The organism is Lacrimispora sp. (assembly GCF_047605665.1).
Lineage (GTDB): Bacteria > Bacillota > Clostridia > Lachnospirales > Lachnospiraceae > Lacrimispora.
The window spans coordinates 1-20,540 of sequence record NZ_JASGFH010000034.1 but is presented as its reverse complement, the minus strand read 5'-3'; the positions used below and the strand labels follow the sequence as shown (position 1 = coordinate 20,540).

General features: G+C 44.1%; 14 protein-coding genes and 2 pseudogenes. 5 read left to right on the top strand and 11 right to left on the bottom strand.

Annotated features, from left to right (window positions below):
* Window positions 1–361: 361 nt before the first annotated feature.
* Complete coding sequence (locus QM657_RS19290; RefSeq protein WP_415068332.1) at window positions 362–1,933, top strand: PucR family transcriptional regulator; 1,572 nt, start codon at window positions 362–364, stop codon at window positions 1,931–1,933.
* Window positions 1,934–2,161: 228 nt separating this feature from the next.
* Here the strand turns inward: QM657_RS19290 and larE are convergent, their stop codons facing one another.
* From larE to QM657_RS19255, 7 genes are all read right to left on the bottom strand, one after another.
* Window positions 2,162–2,974, bottom strand: coding sequence for an ATP-dependent sacrificial sulfur transferase LarE (larE, locus tag QM657_RS19285; protein WP_415068331.1), 813 nt, complete (start codon window positions 2,972–2,974; stop codon window positions 2,162–2,164).
* Window positions 2,975–3,101: 127 nt separating this feature from the next.
* On the bottom strand, window positions 3,102–4,895 hold the full coding sequence (locus tag QM657_RS19280; protein WP_415068330.1) for a DUF2264 domain-containing protein: 1,794 nt from the start codon (window positions 4,893–4,895) through the stop codon (window positions 3,102–3,104).
* A 69-nt stretch (window positions 4,896–4,964) separates the two neighbouring features.
* Window positions 4,965–6,077, bottom strand: a complete 1,113-nt coding sequence (locus QM657_RS19275; protein WP_415068329.1) for a glycoside hydrolase family 88 protein — start codon at window positions 6,075–6,077, stop codon at window positions 4,965–4,967.
* 17 nt (window positions 6,078–6,094) lie between these two features.
* Window positions 6,095–6,976 (bottom strand): carbohydrate ABC transporter permease, encoded by an 882-nt coding sequence (locus QM657_RS19270; RefSeq protein WP_415068328.1) that lies wholly within the window; start codon window positions 6,974–6,976, stop codon window positions 6,095–6,097.
* Window positions 6,977–6,989: 13 nt separating this feature from the next.
* A complete protein-coding gene (locus tag QM657_RS19265) occupies window positions 6,990–7,937 on the bottom strand; it encodes an ABC transporter permease (RefSeq protein WP_415068327.1) in 948 nt (315 codons plus the stop codon).
* Window positions 7,938–7,977: 40 nt separating this feature from the next.
* Window positions 7,978–9,621 carry an extracellular solute-binding protein gene (locus QM657_RS19260; protein WP_415068326.1) on the bottom strand — a complete coding sequence of 548 codons (1,644 nt, stop codon included), beginning with the start codon at window positions 9,619–9,621 and terminating at the stop codon, window positions 7,978–7,980.
* Between the two features lie 175 nt (window positions 9,622–9,796).
* The gene (locus tag QM657_RS19255) at window positions 9,797–12,031 is read right to left on the bottom strand and encodes an AraC family transcriptional regulator (protein WP_415068325.1); all 2,235 of its coding nucleotides are present in this window, start codon (window positions 12,029–12,031) and stop codon (window positions 9,797–9,799) included.
* 257 nt (window positions 12,032–12,288) lie between these two features.
* On the opposite strand from QM657_RS19255, the gene QM657_RS19250 reads away from it, so the two are divergent.
* Entirely contained in the window at window positions 12,289–13,404 is a 1,116-nt protein-coding gene (locus tag QM657_RS19250) for an alginate lyase family protein (RefSeq protein ID WP_415068324.1), read from the top strand.
* A gap of 146 nt (window positions 13,405–13,550) precedes the next feature.
* Here QM657_RS19250 and QM657_RS19245 read toward each other — a convergent pair whose 3' ends face one another.
* Window positions 13,551–13,817 carry a hypothetical protein gene (locus QM657_RS19245; protein WP_415068323.1) on the bottom strand — a complete coding sequence of 89 codons (267 nt, stop codon included), beginning with the start codon at window positions 13,815–13,817 and terminating at the stop codon, window positions 13,551–13,553.
* Between the two features lie 280 nt (window positions 13,818–14,097).
* Here QM657_RS19245 and QM657_RS19240 point away from each other — a divergent pair.
* The 3 genes and pseudogenes from QM657_RS19240 to QM657_RS19230 all read left to right on the top strand — a co-directional run bounded on the left by QM657_RS19240 (window position 14,098) and on the right by QM657_RS19230 (window position 16,940).
* Window positions 14,098–15,063 (top strand): annotated as a pseudogene (locus tag QM657_RS19240) (helix-turn-helix transcriptional regulator).
* A 323-nt stretch (window positions 15,064–15,386) separates the two neighbouring features.
* Entirely contained in the window at window positions 15,387–16,073 is a 687-nt protein-coding gene (locus QM657_RS19235; RefSeq protein ID WP_415068322.1) for a hypothetical protein, read from the top strand.
* Window positions 16,074–16,274: 201 nt separating this feature from the next.
* Entirely contained in the window at window positions 16,275–16,940 is a 666-nt protein-coding gene (locus QM657_RS19230; protein ID WP_415068321.1) for a hypothetical protein, read from the top strand.
* A 95-nt stretch (window positions 16,941–17,035) separates the two neighbouring features.
* Here the strand turns inward: QM657_RS19230 and QM657_RS19225 are convergent.
* From QM657_RS19225 to QM657_RS19215, 3 genes and pseudogenes are all read right to left on the bottom strand, one after another.
* A pseudogene (locus QM657_RS19225) lies at window positions 17,036–17,531 on the bottom strand (glycosyl hydrolase family 18 protein); the annotation flags it as partial.
* A 697-nt stretch (window positions 17,532–18,228) separates the two neighbouring features.
* Window positions 18,229–19,002 carry an N-acetylmuramoyl-L-alanine amidase gene (locus QM657_RS19220; protein ID WP_415068320.1) on the bottom strand — a complete coding sequence of 258 codons (774 nt, stop codon included), beginning with the start codon at window positions 19,000–19,002 and terminating at the stop codon, window positions 18,229–18,231.
* A gap of 260 nt (window positions 19,003–19,262) precedes the next feature.
* Window positions 19,263–20,423 carry a tyrosine-type recombinase/integrase gene (locus tag QM657_RS19215; RefSeq protein WP_415068319.1) on the bottom strand — a complete coding sequence of 387 codons (1,161 nt, stop codon included), beginning with the start codon at window positions 20,421–20,423 and terminating at the stop codon, window positions 19,263–19,265.
* Window positions 20,424–20,540: the final 117 nt, after the last annotated feature.

The window sequence follows — 20,540 nt, the reverse complement described above, 5'->3', positions numbered from 1 at the left end:
CCGATTCCTGTCGCCCCTCCGGTGACGACTGCTACCTTTCCCTTAATATTAAGATTCATATTATTTGTCCTCCTCCATAATTATTGATTCTCAATGCTTCTACAGGGCCCTTTTGTATTTTCATAATATTATAAATATTTTGTAAAGTCATCGGATATGGAACAAAACTCATCAAAACTTTGCTTCCCCTTTTGTGCCATTGAACAACCCATGGTACAAAAGCGGAAATATACCAACTATTTCTTGACGCTAACCGAATTTGTTTTGTCATTTAAAAGCAAACTGTGGTATATTAAAAACAAAGTATGATGTGTTTGGAACTATGCGGGATAATCATAGATTACCAGGAGGAAGAAACGCAATGGTGCTCATTAAAACGATTATTGATATGCTGTCCGTTTCCCCAATCCGGACCCAACTGCACGACGCGCGAAAATATATTGCTGTCTATGCCTACCACGAAACGGAAGCGCCGATGCTGGACAGCGCTATTATTGTGCTGCGGGCCTCAAAATTCAATGAAATTAAATTCGAGCAGAACAGGCCGTGTCTTTTTGTTATTCACGATTGTGAGTTCGAGTTCAATACCGATAATACTGACTGTGATATTGTTGAGTTTCCCGGCAGTGTGGGGCCCTCCCAGCTAATTTCAGAAGTTGTCGCCATTTTTGAAGACGCCGCGGCCCATGCACGTAATTTGTCTCTGTTGACGGAATCTGTTTTGAAAGGCGGCGGGCTCAACAGCCTTTTCGCGTGCGCTGCAGAAGTTTTCGGAAACCCGCTCTTCTTATGGGACATCTCATCCAGGGCCATATTAAAAGCTGAAGTGGCAGGAGTTGATGCCGATGCAGATGAAGGAATCAACATTGGAATAAACAAAGGCTATGCAACTCATGACTTTGTCCAGAGAGAAAACGTTCTTGAAATTTTATCCAAGATCGCAATCTCATCCGAGCCGTTTATTCATAATCAGGGCTATGCAAAGAAAAATCGCAGGCTGCTGATGCGGGTAAAGAGCTCTACCCAGGAATATGACTACTACCTGTCCCTGGCTGAGATAAAGCGCCCCTTCGGACGCTTTGACGCAGCGCTGATGAAGCATTTGTCAGAGCTTATTTTTCTGAGCGCTCAGCGTGAGTTGAACCAGATTCACAACAGCATCCGAGGAACCTTTTTGTTGGATCTGTTGGACAGAAACATCCCTGATAAAGCGGATTGTGAAGAACGGCTGATGAGAATTGGATGGCACCTGAAACCATACAAATTTGTCATTTTAATCGGCCATAAATCGAGAGACGGAGAAGATACACCTGCGATCCGGGCTAATTTGATTTTAACGAGGACACAAAAGGACTTCAGAAACCAGTTCCCATGGACCTCCAGCACCATCACCAAAAGCGGAATTGTGGTGATGACAGACTTCAACCATCTGGATGACATTCAGGGGTTTTATGCTGAATTAATCAGTTTTTTGAAAAAAAACGAACTGTTGGCAGGAGTCAGCAATGTCTTTAATGATATTCTGGCATTCAGGACGATGTATAAGGAAGCAGTACAGAGTCTGGAAACCGGGTTACACCTCAATTTGCCGGAGAATATTCTACCCTTTGACGACATTTATTTTTACAATTTGCTGTGCGCAGTCAAAGATCCGGAACTAGTGGAAAGATTTTGCCTCCCTGGCCTGTCTGAGTTAAAGGAGGACGATGAACGATACGGGACGGCATTCTATGAAACCCTCCGCAATTATGTGCTCTTCGGGCGAAACATGAGGGAAGTTTCGCGAAAAATGTTTATCCACCGGAATACGGTATGTTATCGGATTGATAAAGCTTGTGAGATGTTGAATATCCATATAGATTCAGATACTGATATTTATAAGCTGTTCATTTCCTTTAAGCTTATGGAGTTCGAGCAGCTCAGGGAGAAATAAGGCCGTTGGGCAGTTGCCTCATTTCAAATCATATCGTGCTCACCTGCACCTATCGGCAATTTTGGGGGGGCGGGCATTTTGTTTTTTCTTTTTATTACGCTTTTTTAGATTATCCGCTGCTCCGTGGAATATATAAAACAAAAAAACGGCTTTTGCCCTGCAGGAAATGGAATGTCTGCGGGACAAAAGCCGTTTTTTCTATTATTTAAGATAATACAAAAGCGATTCTCACTCTTCCGGTAAAGTCAGGTTCATGCTTCCGGTCCGGTAGCCGTCCAAATCCAGTGTCACATAGGAAAAGCCCAGGCCATGAAATGCATCTACAATCTCCTGTCTCTTCGGGCCCTCCACCAACTGCATCAACTGGGAAGGAAGGACCTCAATCCTGGCTATGGTGCCATGGATTCTGACCCGGACCTGTTTTAATCCCATATCCAAAAGAAGCTGCTCTGCCCGGTCCACCATGGACAATTTTTCCCTGGTAATAGTCTCGCCGTAAACAAAGCGGCTGGACAGGCAGGCAAATGACTGTTTATCCCAGGTCAGCAGGCCCAGCTCTCTGGACAGTTCCCGGATTTCATCCTTTGTGAGCTTTACATGGCGCAGAGGGCTGCGGACATTTAACTCCGCCACCGCCTGTAAGCCGGGGCGGTAATCCCCGTTGTCGTCCTCATTGGAACCTTCCACAATTTCACTGATACCGTGTTCGGCAGCGATGACGGCTATCTTTTCAAACAGCTCATGCTTGCATAAGTAGCAACGGTTTTTCGGATTGCTGCTGAAACCATCTATATCCAGCTCTTCGCTGTCCACAATAAAATGCCGGATTCCTTCTGCTTTACAGAATTCCACGGCCTCATTTAACTCTCTTTCAGGAAAGGAGCAGGAGCGGGCTGTAACGGCAATCACACGGTCTCCCAGCACATCATGGGCTGTTTTCAGCAGAAATGTGGAATCAACGCCTGATGAAAAAGCAACGGCAACGCTTCCAAGCTGGGAAAGGTAGTTTTTCAGTTCTTCATTTTTTTCTTGTAAAGTCATATGCACTCCTTAAGCAGGTCTTATAACCATTTATCCTGTAACAGACCAAATATATATGTTGTATAAAAATTATAACAATATATGATTTGCGTGTCAATGGTTTTAAAGCCCCCTGCCAAAGCAGCCGTCAGGAACGGACCCCAGGAATCTCCGCTGCCAGGCATTGTGCCTCTTTCGAATCATCGGCTATGACGCAGGTAATGAGCCGGTGAGTCCCAGGTTTCAGCCGGTAACAGACCATGGGGATAAGGGTTAAGGGATGGAATAGATTGGTATTCGGGAAAGCATCCACCATTTTCCCCTTTCCGCCGCTTAAGCTGACCACCTTGCTGATGCCCCAGGGGAAAGAGGCCGAGGCCGTTTCTTCTCCCTCTTCAATACAGCTTCTGTCATACTTTGCCGATTCCACCGGAATTGCAAAGCCGCCGTCAGCCGCATCGATTTCATGTTCCGTCCTGATTTCATGGATTCTCACATGCCAGGCTCCCTGAGGGATGATCCGGCTTACCACGTCTACTCCCGGCATGAGCCGGTAAGTGATCTTCACTTCATCCCCGTTCACTTCAAAGCTTCGGGCCCCATAACGCATCTGATACTGCTCTTCTCCGGCCAAAGACACCGCCAGGGTGCTGTCAAAAGCCCCCTCGGATAAGCCAAAGCCCCTGGATACGCTGAATCCGAACTTATTGGAATAAACGAATTTTTCATATTTTTCCGGGCAGGCCCCGTGGTTTCTGCAGTGCTGTCCGGCCACATAGGCCAGCACATGATTGTGCTTGTCATGGGTGACCAGCATATGAGGATGGGAAAGCAGCTTCTTTTCTTCATATGGATATGCCTCTTCCTCAGCCTGCCAGAAAGGGTGTTCCTGGGGGAGGGCCAGAAGGAAGAAGGACTTAAAGGCCCAGTAGGGAGAGCCTGGGGCATTATAGCGTTCGCTCATGAACAGGTTGGGATACCCGTAGCCGATGGATAAGAAGCCTCCATTGTCAAAGATCGGAAACTTCAGCCACTGTTCCAGGTTCTTAAGAGCCAGGCTCTTCATGATCCCATATCCAGCCCCTTCAACTCCGGCAAAGCCCATGGCTCCGAAAAAAGCGCTGTGGGCAAAGCGGTAGGTCAGGCTCCTTCCATAGGGAATTTCCCGCCCATCCTCTGCAAACCAGTAAACGAAATCGTGGGAAAATATGTGGGAACGCTCCTTGAACTTCCTGCTTCTCTCCGGGTCCTTCTGCTCCATCATCTGAGCGTAAATCAGGCCGTAAAAATGAATGGCAAAGGGAATATAATAATCCACCTGTCCCGCATTTCCGTCGTAATACCAGCCGTCCCCTGTATAACAGCCTTCTATGACTGCCATATCATCCTCCATGACCTCCTCCGGCCAGGGCAGGTCTAAAAGCTGAAACATCATGTTCACCAGAATGCGGAAGAATCTCCAATTATTAGGGTGGACCTTGTGGTCATTGATCTGATTCAGCCAGTCATAGAGATTTTTCTTCTCCTTCTCTGCAAGAGGATTCCAAAGCTTTTGAGGGGATAAGCTGATTCCCGTCACCAGAGAGGCCATTTCCACCATTTTCTGATCATAATCCACCAGATCGCCCCAATACTCTTCATGATCCGGGTCTGTGCCGTGGATGATTCCCTCTAAGTACAAATCCAGCCATTCATCTGCCTCCTGCTTAAGTTCTGCCAAAAGGCCGTTATTATCCTGAGACCACAAGGGGCCAAGCCCCCACATCACCCTGGCAAACCCCTCCATCCAGGCCGGTTTATCGCCGTAATGGACTCCTGTATTCCCCGCTTTCAGCCAGCTTCTGCCTGGGCTGTAAAAGCCTTTTAAGGGACGGATCATATCCAGCAGCACTTCTGCCGCATCATTTCTTGTCACGATTCTGCGCTCTTTCCACTTTTCCATACAGTGATTCATTGTTTTTCTCTCACCTTTCCTTTATTTCCCGCACAGCATTTTGCTTAAATATGGCTTCTACCAGATCATAAACCCTTTGTTTAAAAGGTGTAAAATGCCCTCTGTAAAGAAGTAATCCCCATAAATAATCGGCACATGGGTTTCCCCTTCTTTTCCGTATGCCACAGTTCCGTTTTGCAGGATTCCATCCTCTTCCGGGTTCCAGTTGCAGTGGTTTTCTGCCAGAGCCATCAGCATCTTCACGCCGCTGTCATAGTACAGGGGCTTTTCCAAATCCGGAACCATTTCTGAAATCTGGAGCAGGCCGCAGGCCGCGCAGGCTCCTGCGGTGGTGTCCCAGCTAACCGGCTCCTCAGGCGCCCTGAAATCCGTAAGGGGCACATATCCGGTGAGGGCGATATTGGACAGGAAATAATGGGCCGCCCGTTTGGCTGCATCTAAATATTCCTGCTGCCCTGTGTGTTTAAACGCCAGCGCAAAGCCGTAAATGGCCCACGCCTGGCCTCTGGACCAGGATGATCCCGGCTCATACCCCTGGCCTCCGGGGCACTCCAGCAGTTCCCCTGTTGCCGGATCAAAGATGGCAATGTGGTTGCAGGAGCCATCCTCTCTTTGAAGCACTCTGATGGCAGTATGGGCGTGGCGGTTGGCAATATCCGCAAATCTGGGGTCATTTAATTCATTTCCCGCCCAGTACAGAAGGGGGATGTTCATCAGACTGTCCACAATCATCCAGCCGGACCGGTCCAAGTTCCAGGCGCGAAGGTATTCTCCCGTCACATTGAATCTTCCTGCCAGAAGATTGGCGGCATGAAGCCCCATGACTTTGGCCTTTTCTTTTCCAGTCAGCCGGTAATCCGCCACCGCTGTGTGCAGAAACTGAAATCCCACATCGTGATGAAGCCCCACATACCGTTCCATGGCCTTGGAAAGGGCGGCTTCCGAATATTCCGCTGTTTTTTTATAGGCTTCATTTCCCGTACTCTGATACATCTGCCACAGCATACCGGCCCAGAATCCATTGGTCCACCAGGAATCATTTACCTCACGCATATCCTTCTGGTAACGCCCGTTTTCAGGGATATAAGGAATTTTCTCCCCCACTCTGGCGCATTCTGCCTGAAGCTTTTGATCCAGTTTTTTGTAAATATCCTGCAATTTCCCGTTCATCGTTCTCTCCTTTTCATCTATTCCTTCACTGCGCCCATCATGGTTCCCTTGGTGAAATGCTTCTGTAAAAATGGATATACGCACAGAATCGGAAGGGTTGCAACCATAATCGTGGCGTACTTGATGGTCATTCCAATGGCCTCTGTATCCATGGCTCCTGCGCCCGCTGTCATGGAGCTGACATCATTTTGCATCAGGATTTCCCGGAGGATGACCTGGAGGGGATACATTTCCCTGGTGCGGATGATGGCGGACGCCCAGAACCAGGAGTTCCAGATACTGACACCGTAATACAAAACCATAACCGCTAAAATGGCCTTGGACAAGGGAATCACAATCTGCATCAAAATAGTGAAATGCTCTGCCCCGTCAATCTGAGCCGCCTCAATGAGACTGTCCGGGATGCTCTCAAAAGAGGTCCTTAAGATAATCAGGTTATAGGTGCTGATCATAAAGGGGACAATCAGTCCCCACAGGGTATTGGTCAAGTGTAAATCCTTTAAATTCAAATAAAACGGAATCATGCCCCCTGAGAAAAACATGGTGAACACAATGAGCATCATAATAGGCCGTTTAAACATCACCCCTTTTCTGGACAGGAAATAAGCGCCTAAAGAGGTCATGACAAGGTCTAAAAATACACCGATCACCAGAAGGAATAAGGTATTTAAGTACCCCTTCCCGATCATGGGATTTTGAAACACCTTTTTATAGGCCTCAAAACTCAGACCTGCCGGCTTTAAGAGAAGGCCTGTATGCTGTGTCAGAAGGTTGCTGTTACTGATGGAAGCCGCTGCCACATACCACACCGGGTAGAGGCAGATGATGATGATTGCTGTTAAAAGTATATAGTTAAACACGGAGAACGCCCGCTCCCCTTTTGACCGTTTCACTTTCACGTTTAAGTCCTCCTTACCATAAGCTGGTCTCGCTGTAGCGTTTCGACAGCTTGTTTGTGAACAGCAGAAGTCCGAAGTTAATTACGGAATTAAACAGACCGATTGCCGTAGAATAACTCCAGTCCTGCTCTAAAAGGCCGATCCGGTAAATATAAGATGAAATAATATCGGCTGTTTCATAGGTGGACGGATTGTATAACAAAATGGTTTTTTCATATCCCATATTCATCAGGGAGCCCATCTTTAAGATGAACATGATGATAATGGTGGGTGCAATGCCCGGAAGGGTCACATGAATCAACTGCTTCCATTTTCCTGCCCCGTCAATCTGGGCAGCTTCATAAAGCTGGCTGTCCACGCCTGCAAGGGCGGATAAGTAAATGATGGAACCCCAGCCCACCTCCTGCCAGATTCCGGATATGACGTAAATGGAACGGTACAGCTTGGGATTTTGCAAAAGGGGAGACCTCTGTCCGCCGAATATTTCCACAATGTCGTTAAACAGTCCCGTTGTCATGCTGAAATCCGTCAGCATTCCCGTCACCACAATGAGAGAAATAAAGTGGGGCAGATATGTAATGGTCTGAGTCACGCTCTTAAATCTTCTGTTTCTCACTTCATTTAACAAAAGGGCCAGGATGATGGGAGCCGGAAATCCCACCACAAGATTATAAAGGCTCAATAAAATGGTATTCTTAATCAGTCTCGTAAAATAAACGCTCTTAAAAAACCTGGTGAAGTTGTCAAACCCCACCCAGGGGCTTCCGGCAATTCCCAAAGCCGGGCTGTATTCCTTAAAGGCGATGATTGCCCCATACATGGGCTTGTAGTGAAATAAAATATAAAATGCCAGAACAGGAAGTATGATCAAATACAACGAGCGGTTCCTGGCCCAGTCCTTTTTTATGCGGTAGCCTAGCTTCATGCCGGTCTGCTCCTTTTCTCTTTCTTCTTTCATCATAAAGGACTGTTGCTTCCAACAGTCCTTTATGGCTATGCTTTTATCTTGAATTATAGCGTTCAAAAGCCGCATTTTGAATTTCCAGTGCACGGGTTAAGCCCATGTTTTCGATATTTTTGACATAGGTGTCAAAGTTATCCAGGCTCTCTGTGCCGAACATGAATTTCAGAGTCATTTCATCCCGATAGGTGTTGATTTCATTCATGATGGTGGAGAATTCCTTGCTCTCTTCTGAGGTAGGTGTAATCGGAGGAATGATGTGGGCACTTCCATTGGACTGCCCCCATACGGTAGGAGTTTCCCTCTGTTCATCCAGGGTATAATACTGCTCCAGATAACGCACATCCTGTACAAATGGTCCGTTGTAGTTGCCGCGGATGTAGGCAGACATGGCCTGGGATACAGGAAGTCCGTCAGGATTCTTCATAACCTGATCCGTATAGGTCGGATAGCCGTTGACCAGGGTGTAGGATTCCCCTTCAATACCAAAGTTAAAATACATATGGCCTTCTTCGCCGTAAGCATAATCCATCAGTCTTGCCGCACGCTCCACATCCTCGCAGGAGGAGGTAATAGCCACGCTGGCTCTTCCTGAATAGGGAACCTCGATCTGTCCAAACTCTGCCTTTTCTCCCTTTACCAGAGTTGGCGGCGGAGCTGCCACCAGCTTAAAGGAGGGATTTGTCGACCGGGCTGCTTCCGTCCAGGTTCCCATACGGCTTCCTGCCTGGCCCATAGAGGCTCCGGAAAGACCATTGGTCATCTTGGCACTTACCTGGTCGCCTTTTAAGGTGGCAAGGTCTTTGTCAATCAGCCCTTCGCTGTACCACTGATTCATGGTTGTCAGAAACCGTCTGTAGCCTTCTTCCACTGCTCCGAAACGTATCTTTTTGTCACTTCCTACATAGAAAGAGCGGTTTGTTCCGTAAGCATAAGCAAATGGATCACTGGTTAAGTAAGGTGTATTGGTATACTCAAAGGTATATGGAGCCTCAGCTCCTTTTTTCTCCTTAAATGCCGTAAGCACAGTATGCCATTCATCCATGGTGGTTGGAACTTCCAGACCCAGCTCATCCAGCCAGTCCTGACGAAGCATCAGTCCAATGGTATTGAGCAGCATTTCATCTCCTCTGACAAATGGGAATGCATAATAGTTGCCGTCATCGGTCTTAATCATCCCGTCTATCACCGGATTTGCTTCCAGATAAGCCTTTAAATTGGGGCAGTACTTGTCAATGATATCATTTAACGGAACAATCACTCCATCCTTGATCGCCTTTTCCGGGCCGCCTGGATAATCCGTTACCCAGTTGTATTCCATTAAATCCGGCAGATTGCCGTCTGCCATAATCAGGCTGAACTGTTCCTTTAACTGGCCTGACGGCGGATGCAAAAATTCGATGTCCGCTCCTGTCCGTTCCATCCAGCCCTTTCCAAAAGGCGTATCTCCTAAATTTGCATAGTTTGCAGAAACTGTGCTGGTCAGCTCGCACCAGTACTGAAGCTGGTCTCCCTTATCCATTGGATAAGAAAAGTTCACTGCCTCTGCCCCCGTTTCTCCTGCTGCCGCAGTGGTCTCTGCCGCAGGTGTTGTTTCAGGTGCCTGCTTTGCTGTACCGCAGCCCGCCAGTGTTCCGGCTGCCATTGCGGCTGTCAGCAGCAATGATAATCCTCTTTTCTTCATTGCCTCCCTGTCTCCTTTCGATCATACAGTTATTTTTTGCCGGGGAATTTACGCCCCGCCATTTGTGTCCCTATCATAGCATCGGACAATACCAGGAAGATATAGAAAAAATGCAAACTCCATTGGCAAAATCTCCAATTTCCATTTGCATTTTTTCGAGTCGATGCGTTATTTCTCAAGTTTTCTTTTTTAACTGCCCCGGTGTAATGCCGTATTTCTTCTTAAAAGCCCGGATAAAAGTGCCGCTGTCCCGAAAGCCTGTCTGCTCTGCCGCTTCCACCACACTTTTCCCTTCTTCTAACAGTTCCTTTGCCCGCTCCAGCCTCATGGTATTGATATAATCCAGAAGGCTTCCCCCGGTCTGCTTCTTATAAACGGAAGAAAGGTAATTGGGAGTCATGTCAAAATGCTGGCTGGTCAGGGAAATATTCAAATCCGGGTCCATATAATTTTCCAGAATGTATTTTTGAACCTTTTTGCTCAAGGTTCTGTCCTGACTGGTTTCCTTTTCTAAAATCAGAATCTTTTCACAGATCTTTTCCAGAAGGTCTTCAAACTGGCACTTCACCTCTTCCACCGGCTGCCGCACCTTAGACTGGTCCGGAAATTCCAGTTCTCCTGCCGCCTCCCGGTATCCGCCCAAGTTGGCGCCCTTTAAAAGAGTCCCGATCATGTCATAAATCAGGCATCGGTAAATATTGGCTGACACATGGCCGGTTAAATTCCGGTCAAATACCTGGCGCATGGTCTGTCCGGCCTGCCGGCTGTCTCCCACCTTCATGGCATTGATGATCTTTTCTTCCATTTCCGCCGGGTAATCGTATTCCGGCTGGATATTTTTCACCTCGTCATAAAGGATGAGGCTGGTATCCAGCAGATTTAAATACTCCTCCATATCCCTGGCCTGGAGATAGGATAAATGGATTCCCTCCAGCCCTTTGGAAATGGAGCCGGCAAAAATACGCACCGTAAAGCCAAAGGATTCCTCTGCCATCTGCTGAAGATTTTCCGCCATCTCCTTCACCGTCTGAATGTGCCGCACGTCCTGGGTCGGCAGGTTGATAATTGCCGCTGTCCGCTCACCGATTTCCACCATTTCCACGCCAAAGTGGTTTAAGCACATTTCTTCAAACACGTTGGTGACCACGAATTTTTGCAGGGCATTTTCCTTTACATCGTCCTTTTTCACCTCCGGCTCAAACAGCATGACCATGTTGTATTCCATGTGCAAGTGGATGCCGTAGGGCTCCATGGGCCTGCCGTTATAGTAATCCTGCAGGAGCTGGATCAAATAGTAATTCTTAAGATTCTTCCTGTTTTCAGCTAAAAGCCGCTCGGAATTCACCTGTTCCTGGAAAAACTGGTTGATCTGGCGGTTTAACCACTGGTATTCGTTTTCGTTTTCTTCCATTTCCCTGCTGCCATGGTTTTTTACGGTTTCCAGAAGCATTTTCACCGGATTGTAGTTCCTTTTGGTTAAATAGCCGGAAATGGCAAAGCCGGAAATAATGCAGATAAACAGACCGGCTACCGCTATATTCTGAATCGCCCTGGCCTCTTTTTCAATCAGGGCTGCGGGAGCTGCTGCCACGTATTTCCAGGCAGTCTTGTCCGAGTCCACAACAGAGATCATATAGGGTTTTCCCTTGCTGTCCTTTTCAATCACGCTGCCTTCGGTCAGGCTGTCATAGGTCAGCCCGTGGCTGCGGGCATTTTCCCCTCCCGCAGAAATGATATCATTGTGCTCATTGATCACCAGAATATCGATACCGCTGTCCCAGCGCATGGATTCAAGCCTCTGGAGAACGGTATCGTAATCCACCGCGATTCCCACGGTGGCGGACTTTCTTCCTACCGCATAGTCCAGCACCGTCATGGTGAAAATCAGCCTCTCTCCTCCGGTCTTTTGATAGAAAGAAATCATATCGTTATAGTGAGGCAGTCCCATGTATTCCTTAAATACATCAAAGGGAAGCTTCTTGCTGTCATAGTAGAGATCATAGTACATGTCAGAAGACATATTTCCATTAATACAGCAAACTCTCTGGGTGTTGTTAAAATAGATGAATACATCCTCAATGAATTCTTCCGACATGGCAATGGACTGTAAATCATTGAAGAGGTAATACAGGGTCATCTGGTCTTCATTGCCAAAGCTTCCCTTCACCTTGCTGGCCAGCTGCACTCCCGTATCCATGGCCATTCTTGCCGAAATCTTCTGGATATTATCGATTTCCTTGTCCAAATCCCTTTGGACCATGGTCAGAAGATTGGTGTTCATCTTCTCTTCCTGACGGCGCACAGAACGGAATGAATAACCATAAATGACAGTTCCCAAAAGAATGGGAACCAGAAAAATCACCAGATATGACAAAAACAAGTGGAGATACACCTTTGAACGCTGTTTCATGATTTTCCTTCCCTTTCCTTTTGTTTTATTTCCTGATGTGTTTTGATGGATTAAATATCCTGCTTCTCAGGATAACTACCTATGAAATATCGGTTTTTCACATGAAAACTTTACAGAAAACCAGGATGTTTTAGGAATTATGTACAAATTGCTCATGGTTTGAAGGTTTTGCCTATTGGTTTTTTCTCCTGACTGTCTTAAGCTAAAACCGTATGAACCAGAAGCATAAGCAAAATTACAAACGAGGTGAACGTTCCATGACAAGCAATTCGAAATGCTCTGCCTTCTTCTTATCCGGTCCGGACAAGGACCAGATTCTTGCGCAGGCAAAAGCAGCTCTTGACGCCCCCATTCCCCACATCACCGATGCGGTCTGCCCTCAAAGCCCCGGCTCCATCCACGATTACTGTTCCAACGGGGATTACTGGTGGCCTGACCCGGCTTCCCCGGACGGCCTTCCCTATATCCGCCGGGATGGAGAGTCCAATCCGGACAACTTCCATGAACACCGACGGCTGCTGCGCCGGATGGGTGATCTGGTGGTGTCCCTTTCCTCCGCCTACGCCCTGACAAGGGAGGAGCCGTTTGCCCGGCAGGCAGTTACTGTGCTGAAGGAATTTTTCCTGGACGAGGACACGAAAATGAACCCTCATCTTTCTTATGCCCAATCCATTCCAGGGATATGTACCGGGCGGGGAATTGGTATTATTGATACGATCCATCTGGCGGATATTCCCTATGCATTTCAGGCTTTGTGTAAAAGTCCTTCTGTTACGGAAGAAATCCGGCAGGGGATGAAGGACTGGTTTGCGCAGTATCTGGGGTGGATGCTCACTAGTGAACACGGAATCGAGGAAATGAATACCAGCAATAATCACAGCGTCTGTTTCTTTATGCAGGCCGCCGTATTTTCCCTGTTTACGGGCAATGAGCTGCTGGCTGGTCTTTGCCGCAGACATTATAAGGAGGTGTTGTTAAAGCAGATGAAGGCGGATGGTTCGTTTCCGGGAGAGCTGGCCCGGACCAAGCCATATAATTATTCCATATTTATCGTAGATAATTTAGCCGCCATCTGTCAGGCTTTGTCTACGCCGGAGGACAATCTTTGGGAATATGAGGATTCTGACGGGAGAAGCATGAAAAAGGCGGTATCCTTCCTGCTTCCCTATTTATTGGATAAATCCCTCTGGCCTTACCCTCCTGATGTTATGCATTTTGATGCATTTCCGGCACGTGCTTCTTTTATGATGTTTGCGGGATACCGGCTGGGGATTCCTCAACTGGTTAAGCTGTATGAAAAGCTTCCCTTTGAATCAGATAATGAGGAAGCCAGGAGAAATGCGGCTGTCAGGCAGCCGTTTTTGTGGATGTAAACGGAACTTTAATCGCGTGTAATGTGAACAATCACAGTTGTAAACGGGTGCTGTCCCACAATCCTTGGCAGCACCCGTTTTAGTATTCTCATATGCTTTCAATTTCAATCATATCATCAAGCCTGGCTTCGTGTTAAGTTCAATTATTATTTGATTTTCCCATTAATAATAGCATTTGCCTTTTCGTAATCTATCTTTTTAACATATATAGTGTATTCGTATGCCAACTGTAAGTTTTCTCCAAATGTCCCCGTTCTCGCTCTGGAACCCGCACTAAAGGGAGAGGGGCTTTTTCTATTAATTACCTTGTATGAATAGGGAATATGATACTGAGCCATTAATTCCCGTACCTTCACCTGCGTTTTCATATCAAATGTACTAGTCAATTCTTTACGGTTAAATATCGTAATCATCCTTGAGCCGCCTCCTTTTTCTTTTTAATATCATAATACAGGAAAAGCCGGCAGCTATCAATAAACAATCTTAATGAATCACCCTCTGATTTCAAACAATATAACCTTGCCGCCCAAAAACATATAAGGCATTGCAGAAAGAATAATCTGTACTTTCTCTATTTATTGCCACAAACTAATCTTCCGTTTATAATACGAATAAGAGCAAGTAAAATCAAGTAATAACCTCTCTATTTCTTTATAATAAATATAGGGTGGTTGAAATGAGGTAAACAGACGCATGCACGAATGGCAAAAGCAAATTCAAATAATTGTTGATGAAATTGACAGTTGTATTAAAAATTATAAAGACGAAGCCTTGACATTACGCGTTCTTTCTCACAAGCTGGGTTATTCCGAGTTCTATACAACCAGAAAGTTCAAAGAAATATCGGGTATGCAATTTAGGGATTATCTCCGGCATAGAAAATTAGCCTTTGCACTAAAGGAAATCCGGGATAGTGAAAAAAGCCTTTTAGATATTGCTTTTGATTATGGTTTTTCATCACATGAAGCTTTTACCAGAGCTTTCAAGAAAACATATGGTATAACTCCAAGTGAATACCGAAAAAATCCTAAGCCTGTCGTTCTTCGCACAAAAATAAACCCTTTTGACCGCTACTTTTTAGGATTGGGAGAGATTGGAATGATGAAATCCACGGATGATATTAAAATTTACTTTGTAACCATTCCTAAACACAAATTTTTGCATATTAAAAATTATGAGAGTAATGGGTATTGGGATTTTTAGGAAAAGCAAAGTCTTATTCCAGGGCAGGATTGCGAAACAATTTGCGGACTGCTTGATAGTATTAAGGACAAATTGGATGATAATGGCGGGAGTGAATGTAACAGCGGCAGCGGTCAGATTATGGCGTATATTAACGACCCAAACGGAAGGCTCTGCGATTGGGGTATTCCACGTACAGAGTGTTATGGTGTACGGCTTCCTTTTGATTATAAAGGTGAAATACCACCACAAATGCTCATGATTAATGTTCCCGAAGACGAGTATATTGTTTTTGAACATGGGGCATTCAATTATGAGCAGGAAAACCGTAGTGTGGAAGAAAAAATCGAAAAGGCAATGGCAACTTTTGATTTTGCAGGCACTGGTTACTGCTTTGATACTTCCCCCGGTAGAATCATTTACTTTTATCATGATCCGGAACGGTTTTTCAAATATATCAGACCAGTGCGGAAGTAAGTGAAGTTAAACACTATGATATAATTTGGCATCTGTATTTGCCGGACTATTGCAATAAAATCACGATACTCCCCCATGGCTTTTCCGCAACCGAAACAGACCCGCTTTTGTATATAAAAACTGCATCAACTGCCAATAGCCTGTCCCGTCAGTCCGTATTCCTTGATTAAATCAACTTTAGCTTTATAGCTTATAATCTCCTCAAATCACACCTCATGCTGAACTCCATATTACCAGTAGTGGAAATGAGGATTCATAGCCATTTTTATTGCTATCTCCCTCTCTTTCATATATAATAATGAAAAATACTTATAGGGGGATATATGAAAAAAACAAAAATTATTTTAATGACGGCCTGCTTTCTTTTTCTCTTCTCCATTCAGTCCTTTGCTGGCTGGATACAGCAGGAAAACGGACAGTGGAAGTACGACCAAAACGGAACGCTGGTAACCAGCCAGTGGATTGAAGATCAAGGGAACTGGTACTATTTAGATGCCAGTGGTGTAATGCTTGCAAACACTATGCAGAACATAGATGGCGTAGTTTATACCTTTGATGCTTCCGGGAAATGGGTAAATCCAAACGCTTCCACTACGATAACTTACAATACCTACAGCAATACAGAGATGGGATATTCTTTGCAAATTCCCTCCGATGTAACCACAACTGCTTTTGACGGAAATTCAGAAACCTTTGATATATTTTCACAAGATATATTAATCAGGTTTGATAATCAATTTATACCTCAGGATTCTGATCCTATAATTTATGCATCTTTTTTTGAATCAGGATTTACTGCCGGCCTCAGTGGAAATGTATCTTACATCGATAAGACGAATACTCAACTAGGTGAATTTGCAGTTTTTAAGACTCGATATCTATACAATGGTATTAACCTTGATCTTTACATTTGTATTCGAGGCAATAAGATGTTTACTATTGCTGCTTGCCATGTACCTGAAACCCAGGCAAAGGTTCAGGAAATTTTGAGTACATTAAAAGTACTATGATAATTTACAGTTATTAAAGCTGCCCGCCTATTACGGCGGGCTTTTTGATTTGCATAAAATGGCAGCTTCACATTTACTCTCTATGAAATATTATATATAATGAATTTATCAGATGGTGATATTGTGAAACATTTAGTCAGACAGATGATCGGATTAAACAGCATAAGCTTTTTAATAATATATAATTAGGGAGAAAACGAGATGAAAAAGAAATTACTAACAACAGCATTGTGCGCTATGGCTGTCAGCTTATCTGCCTGCGGAGGCAAAACGACATCAGCCGAAACAAGTTCATCGGAAGCCGCCACTACAATTGAAACCACGGTTTCTCAGAGCTCTGGTGAAGACTCCATCTTAGGCAGCGAAGTTCAAAAAAGTTTAGAAGCTGTCGGGGAGGTAAATGTTGAAAAGGGAATATTTAATGTGGAATTGAATATTCCTGCTGATTTTGTTGGGGAACAGACACAGGAAGAGTTAAATGAATTATGTAAAGAAAAAGGCTATAAGTCCATCACTTTAAACGATAACGGAAGTGCCACATATATAATGACAAAACAGCAGCATAAAGAAATGATGAAAGGAATAAGCGATAATATTGATTCAGCCCTAACGGAAATGGTAGGTTCAGAAGACTATCCAAATTACACAAATATAAAAGTGAATGAAGATTTCACTGCATTTGAGATCACCACCAAATCCACTGAATTGGATTTGGCAGAGTCCTTTTCAACATTAGCTTTTTATATGTTCGGCGGTATGTATCACGTTTTTAATGGAACAACTGTTGATAATATCTCTGTAACATTCATCAATGCTGATACAGGAGCAGAAATCTTAACTTCAAATTCTAAAGATATGGGAAAATGATTCTGATGTATTGGAAATCAGTTCATCTATAGCCGAAGTGACTTTGTAAAAATCACATTATTCTCAAAATGCCCTCGCAAGAGGGCATTTTACTTTTAAACTCTTTCAATTTCAAACATATCATCCAGCAGCAGCCAGTTATTGCGGAAAAACTGCATCAACTGCCAGTAACCTGCCCCCGTCAATCCGTATTCCTTGATCAAATCGAACTTTGCTTTATAGCTTCTCACATCCTCAAACCACACCTCATGCTGAACACCGTACTGCCAGTAATAAAAATAGGGGCTCATAGCCACCTCATCAAACAGAATCTCAGCTCCATGGTCAATGGCAAGGCGGATAGCTTCCAGGTTACTGATGGTCCGGGCCACTGTCGTTCCTCTTTCATAAGGCAGAGGCCAGTCATAGCCGTAATTGGGAATTCCAAGGCTGATTTTTTCCTTTGGAATTTCAGTCAGAGCATACTCCACCACTCTCCTGACCATGTTGATGGGAGCTACGGCCATGGGAGGGCCATATGTATATGGACCGATAAGATATAGGTAATATTCTATTATGGGCGAGCCCGGAATACCGGATACCCGCCTGTTTATTCCTTTACACTGTATTCTAATGGGAATGTTTGGATAGCAATGTATAATAAATATCCTTTAAGCTCGTAAAAACAAGGTAACATTATAACAATAGAGTAGCATAAAAAATTTCATATGTTAATCGATTTAAATTATTATAATATCAATTTACCTTTTTTTAATAACTCTTTACTTTTTGTCTTTTTTATGGTACGATAATGAAAAACGGATAGCCACATGAGAGGTGCGAACTCCCATGTGGCTTTGTGATGGATATCTCCCTTAACCCTTCTTTAATTTGCTCACAAGATACTACCATATCTTGAGAAAGGAGATACATATATGAAAACACCACTGAATATATATGGTTTTTCAATATCACTAAAAAGGAAAAGAAAGCGTTATTTAATCAAAGTAAAACATTACCAGAGAATAATTTTTAAAATACACTTTAATAAAGTATCATTAAGTGATTGTGCTTTCATAATCATTATAGCTTTGATTACACTAAAGGCATATCCGACAATAGATATGCTATGATAACAACTTGTCGATCACGCGTTTTTTCCCACATTTTATGTGGGTTTTTTTTATTACAATATTCAAGAGCTTAATTGCTGTTCAATCTCTCGGTTTTTAAAGTGCCATCACTGAATAGCCTTTTATACAAGCGCTAATATAATACCACGTTTCTAATTATATTGCAATACTTTTTTTCAAAAAGGTAAAAACTCGCCTATATACTGCACTCCTTCTTTGTCAGTTATATACAATGCACATTCCAATGGATGTCCTGCCCTGGGTTCGAAGTAATACCACTTGCCTCCAATCTCCTGCCAGCCGGTCAGGGCATATCCGTCTGGATTGAAATAATATTTGTGGCCATTAATAATCTGCCAACAAGATTTATAATAGGAAGTATTTGTATCCGCATACCACCAGCCATTTTTATCATAATTCCAGCCTACGGTGTATTCTGGTGTTGACACCAACGCTGTCTTAAATGCTTCCCAGGTATGCTGAGTGTGATTATATACATAGGGGTTGGGACATATCTTCCCTGTCACATCATAGTGCCGGATCACACGGTCAGCAGGCACATTGTACTTTGCCATCAGCTCCCTGGTTAACTCAATCGCTGATTGTACCGTGGCCTCCTCAAAGTACCAATCCTTGGAATCCGCAGCTTGGCTGCCTTTATTCCGAACGCAAAGTTCTATTCCCAGGCTGTTATCATTACGGCATTCCGGATGTTTATACGCCTTTGCCCCACAATGCCAGGCTATATCTTTATCTTCAACAGATTGCCATATCTCACCATTAAAGCCTACAAAGTAGTGGGCGCTGGCTCCACGGTTGCCACCAGCATAATATTTACAGTTTGCTTCTGCACCTCCCAAGGCTCCTACATAATGGATTACAATATACTTGATACGGTTTACAGTACCTGCATTGTGGTTATAAGGGGTAAGTAATTTTTTAACTTCCATGTTTTATCCTCCAATCAAAAAGAAAAAGGCCCAGGATGCCCCAGGCCTAAAAAGTTGTAATGTTACGATGGGTAATTTAATAATATAGGTGAAAAACAACGTATTTATAAGGTTTCTAGCCTTTATGAAGACTATTTCTTCTATATAATATATACCTACCTTATACCTACCCACAAAAAAACAAGAACCGCAGCCCTTAAAAGGTTGCAGTTCTATGAATGATATATCTGATTTTAGGATAGTAAAATCAGCAAAGGATTTTAGCTATTTTTATCATTTGTTTTTGATAGTTTCATCATGGAATCCGTCTTGGCATCTGGCAGCACATGAGTATAAATGTCTGCTGTCATGCTTATTGTGGAATGTCCCAGTATCTCTTGCATGATTTTCAGTGGAATTCCCTGTTCCAAACCTCTAGTGGCAAATGAGTGCCTTAATGTATGGGGATGAACTCCTAATATTTTAGCTTTTTCACATGCGTGTTTCAGCACTCCGTAGGCATCACTTCTGTCTATAAATCTTCCTCTCGCACTGCAGAATACCAAGTTGTTAATATTTTCAAATCCTGAAACCATAAGTTTTTGCTTCTGTTTTTCCTCTGCATTTTTCAGGAGTACTATTGCCTCAGGAATGAGGGGAATTTTCCTAAATCCTGACTTTGATTTAGGAGTTCCAAATCCCTTCTGTAATTTTCGGCTCCCATCTGGCAAGATAATCCACTTGGATAATGATTTGTTTACACTTAGTATTTTCTCCTCAAAGTCTATATCGTCCCAAGTCAGAGCCAGTATTTCACCAATTCTCATACCAGTATACAGAATCAGTTCAAGATAATCCCCACTGGTGCTTTCTCTTAACTTCTCTATTACTTTTTCCTGTTCTTCTACAGTAAGAACTCTTGCCTCCTGTTTTTTCTTTGGGGGAAGTTTCAGTCTTTCCGCTGGACTTTTAGCTATAAGTCCATTATCTACCGCCACATTAAGTGCCATGTGCAATACAAGATATACATCACTGATTCTTGAATGACCATACCCTTCTGCCACCATATCTGTGATAATCTTCTGCGTCATATCTCTCCGTATATCCTTTAAAGCAACCTTTCCTAAAACAGGAATAATATGTTTTCTTATGCAAGACTCATTATTCACATAGGTTTCAGGCTTCACATACTGCGCCCTGTAATCACGCATCCAAGTGGTAAGCCACTGCTCCAAAGTCATTTTGCTCGGGTCGATATAATTATCAGTATTGATATCATTTAAGGCTGCTGTGAGCTTTTCCTGTACCTCCTTCCTGGTCTTGCCATAGAAAGCCTTACGCTTCTGTTTACCCTCTGCGTCCTTGCCTACCGTGATCCTAGCCCACCATGTACCGTCTGGACGCTTTGATATGGTTCCTTCGCCTTGTCCTCTCTTTGCCATTGTAAAAATCCTCCTACTTGATTTTTAATGGCTTCCAGGCTATAATAAGTTTGCGAGGACTATTATAGTCTGGAAAGCCTTTGATTTACCTATTTGGGTGATTGAGGGCTTTTCTCT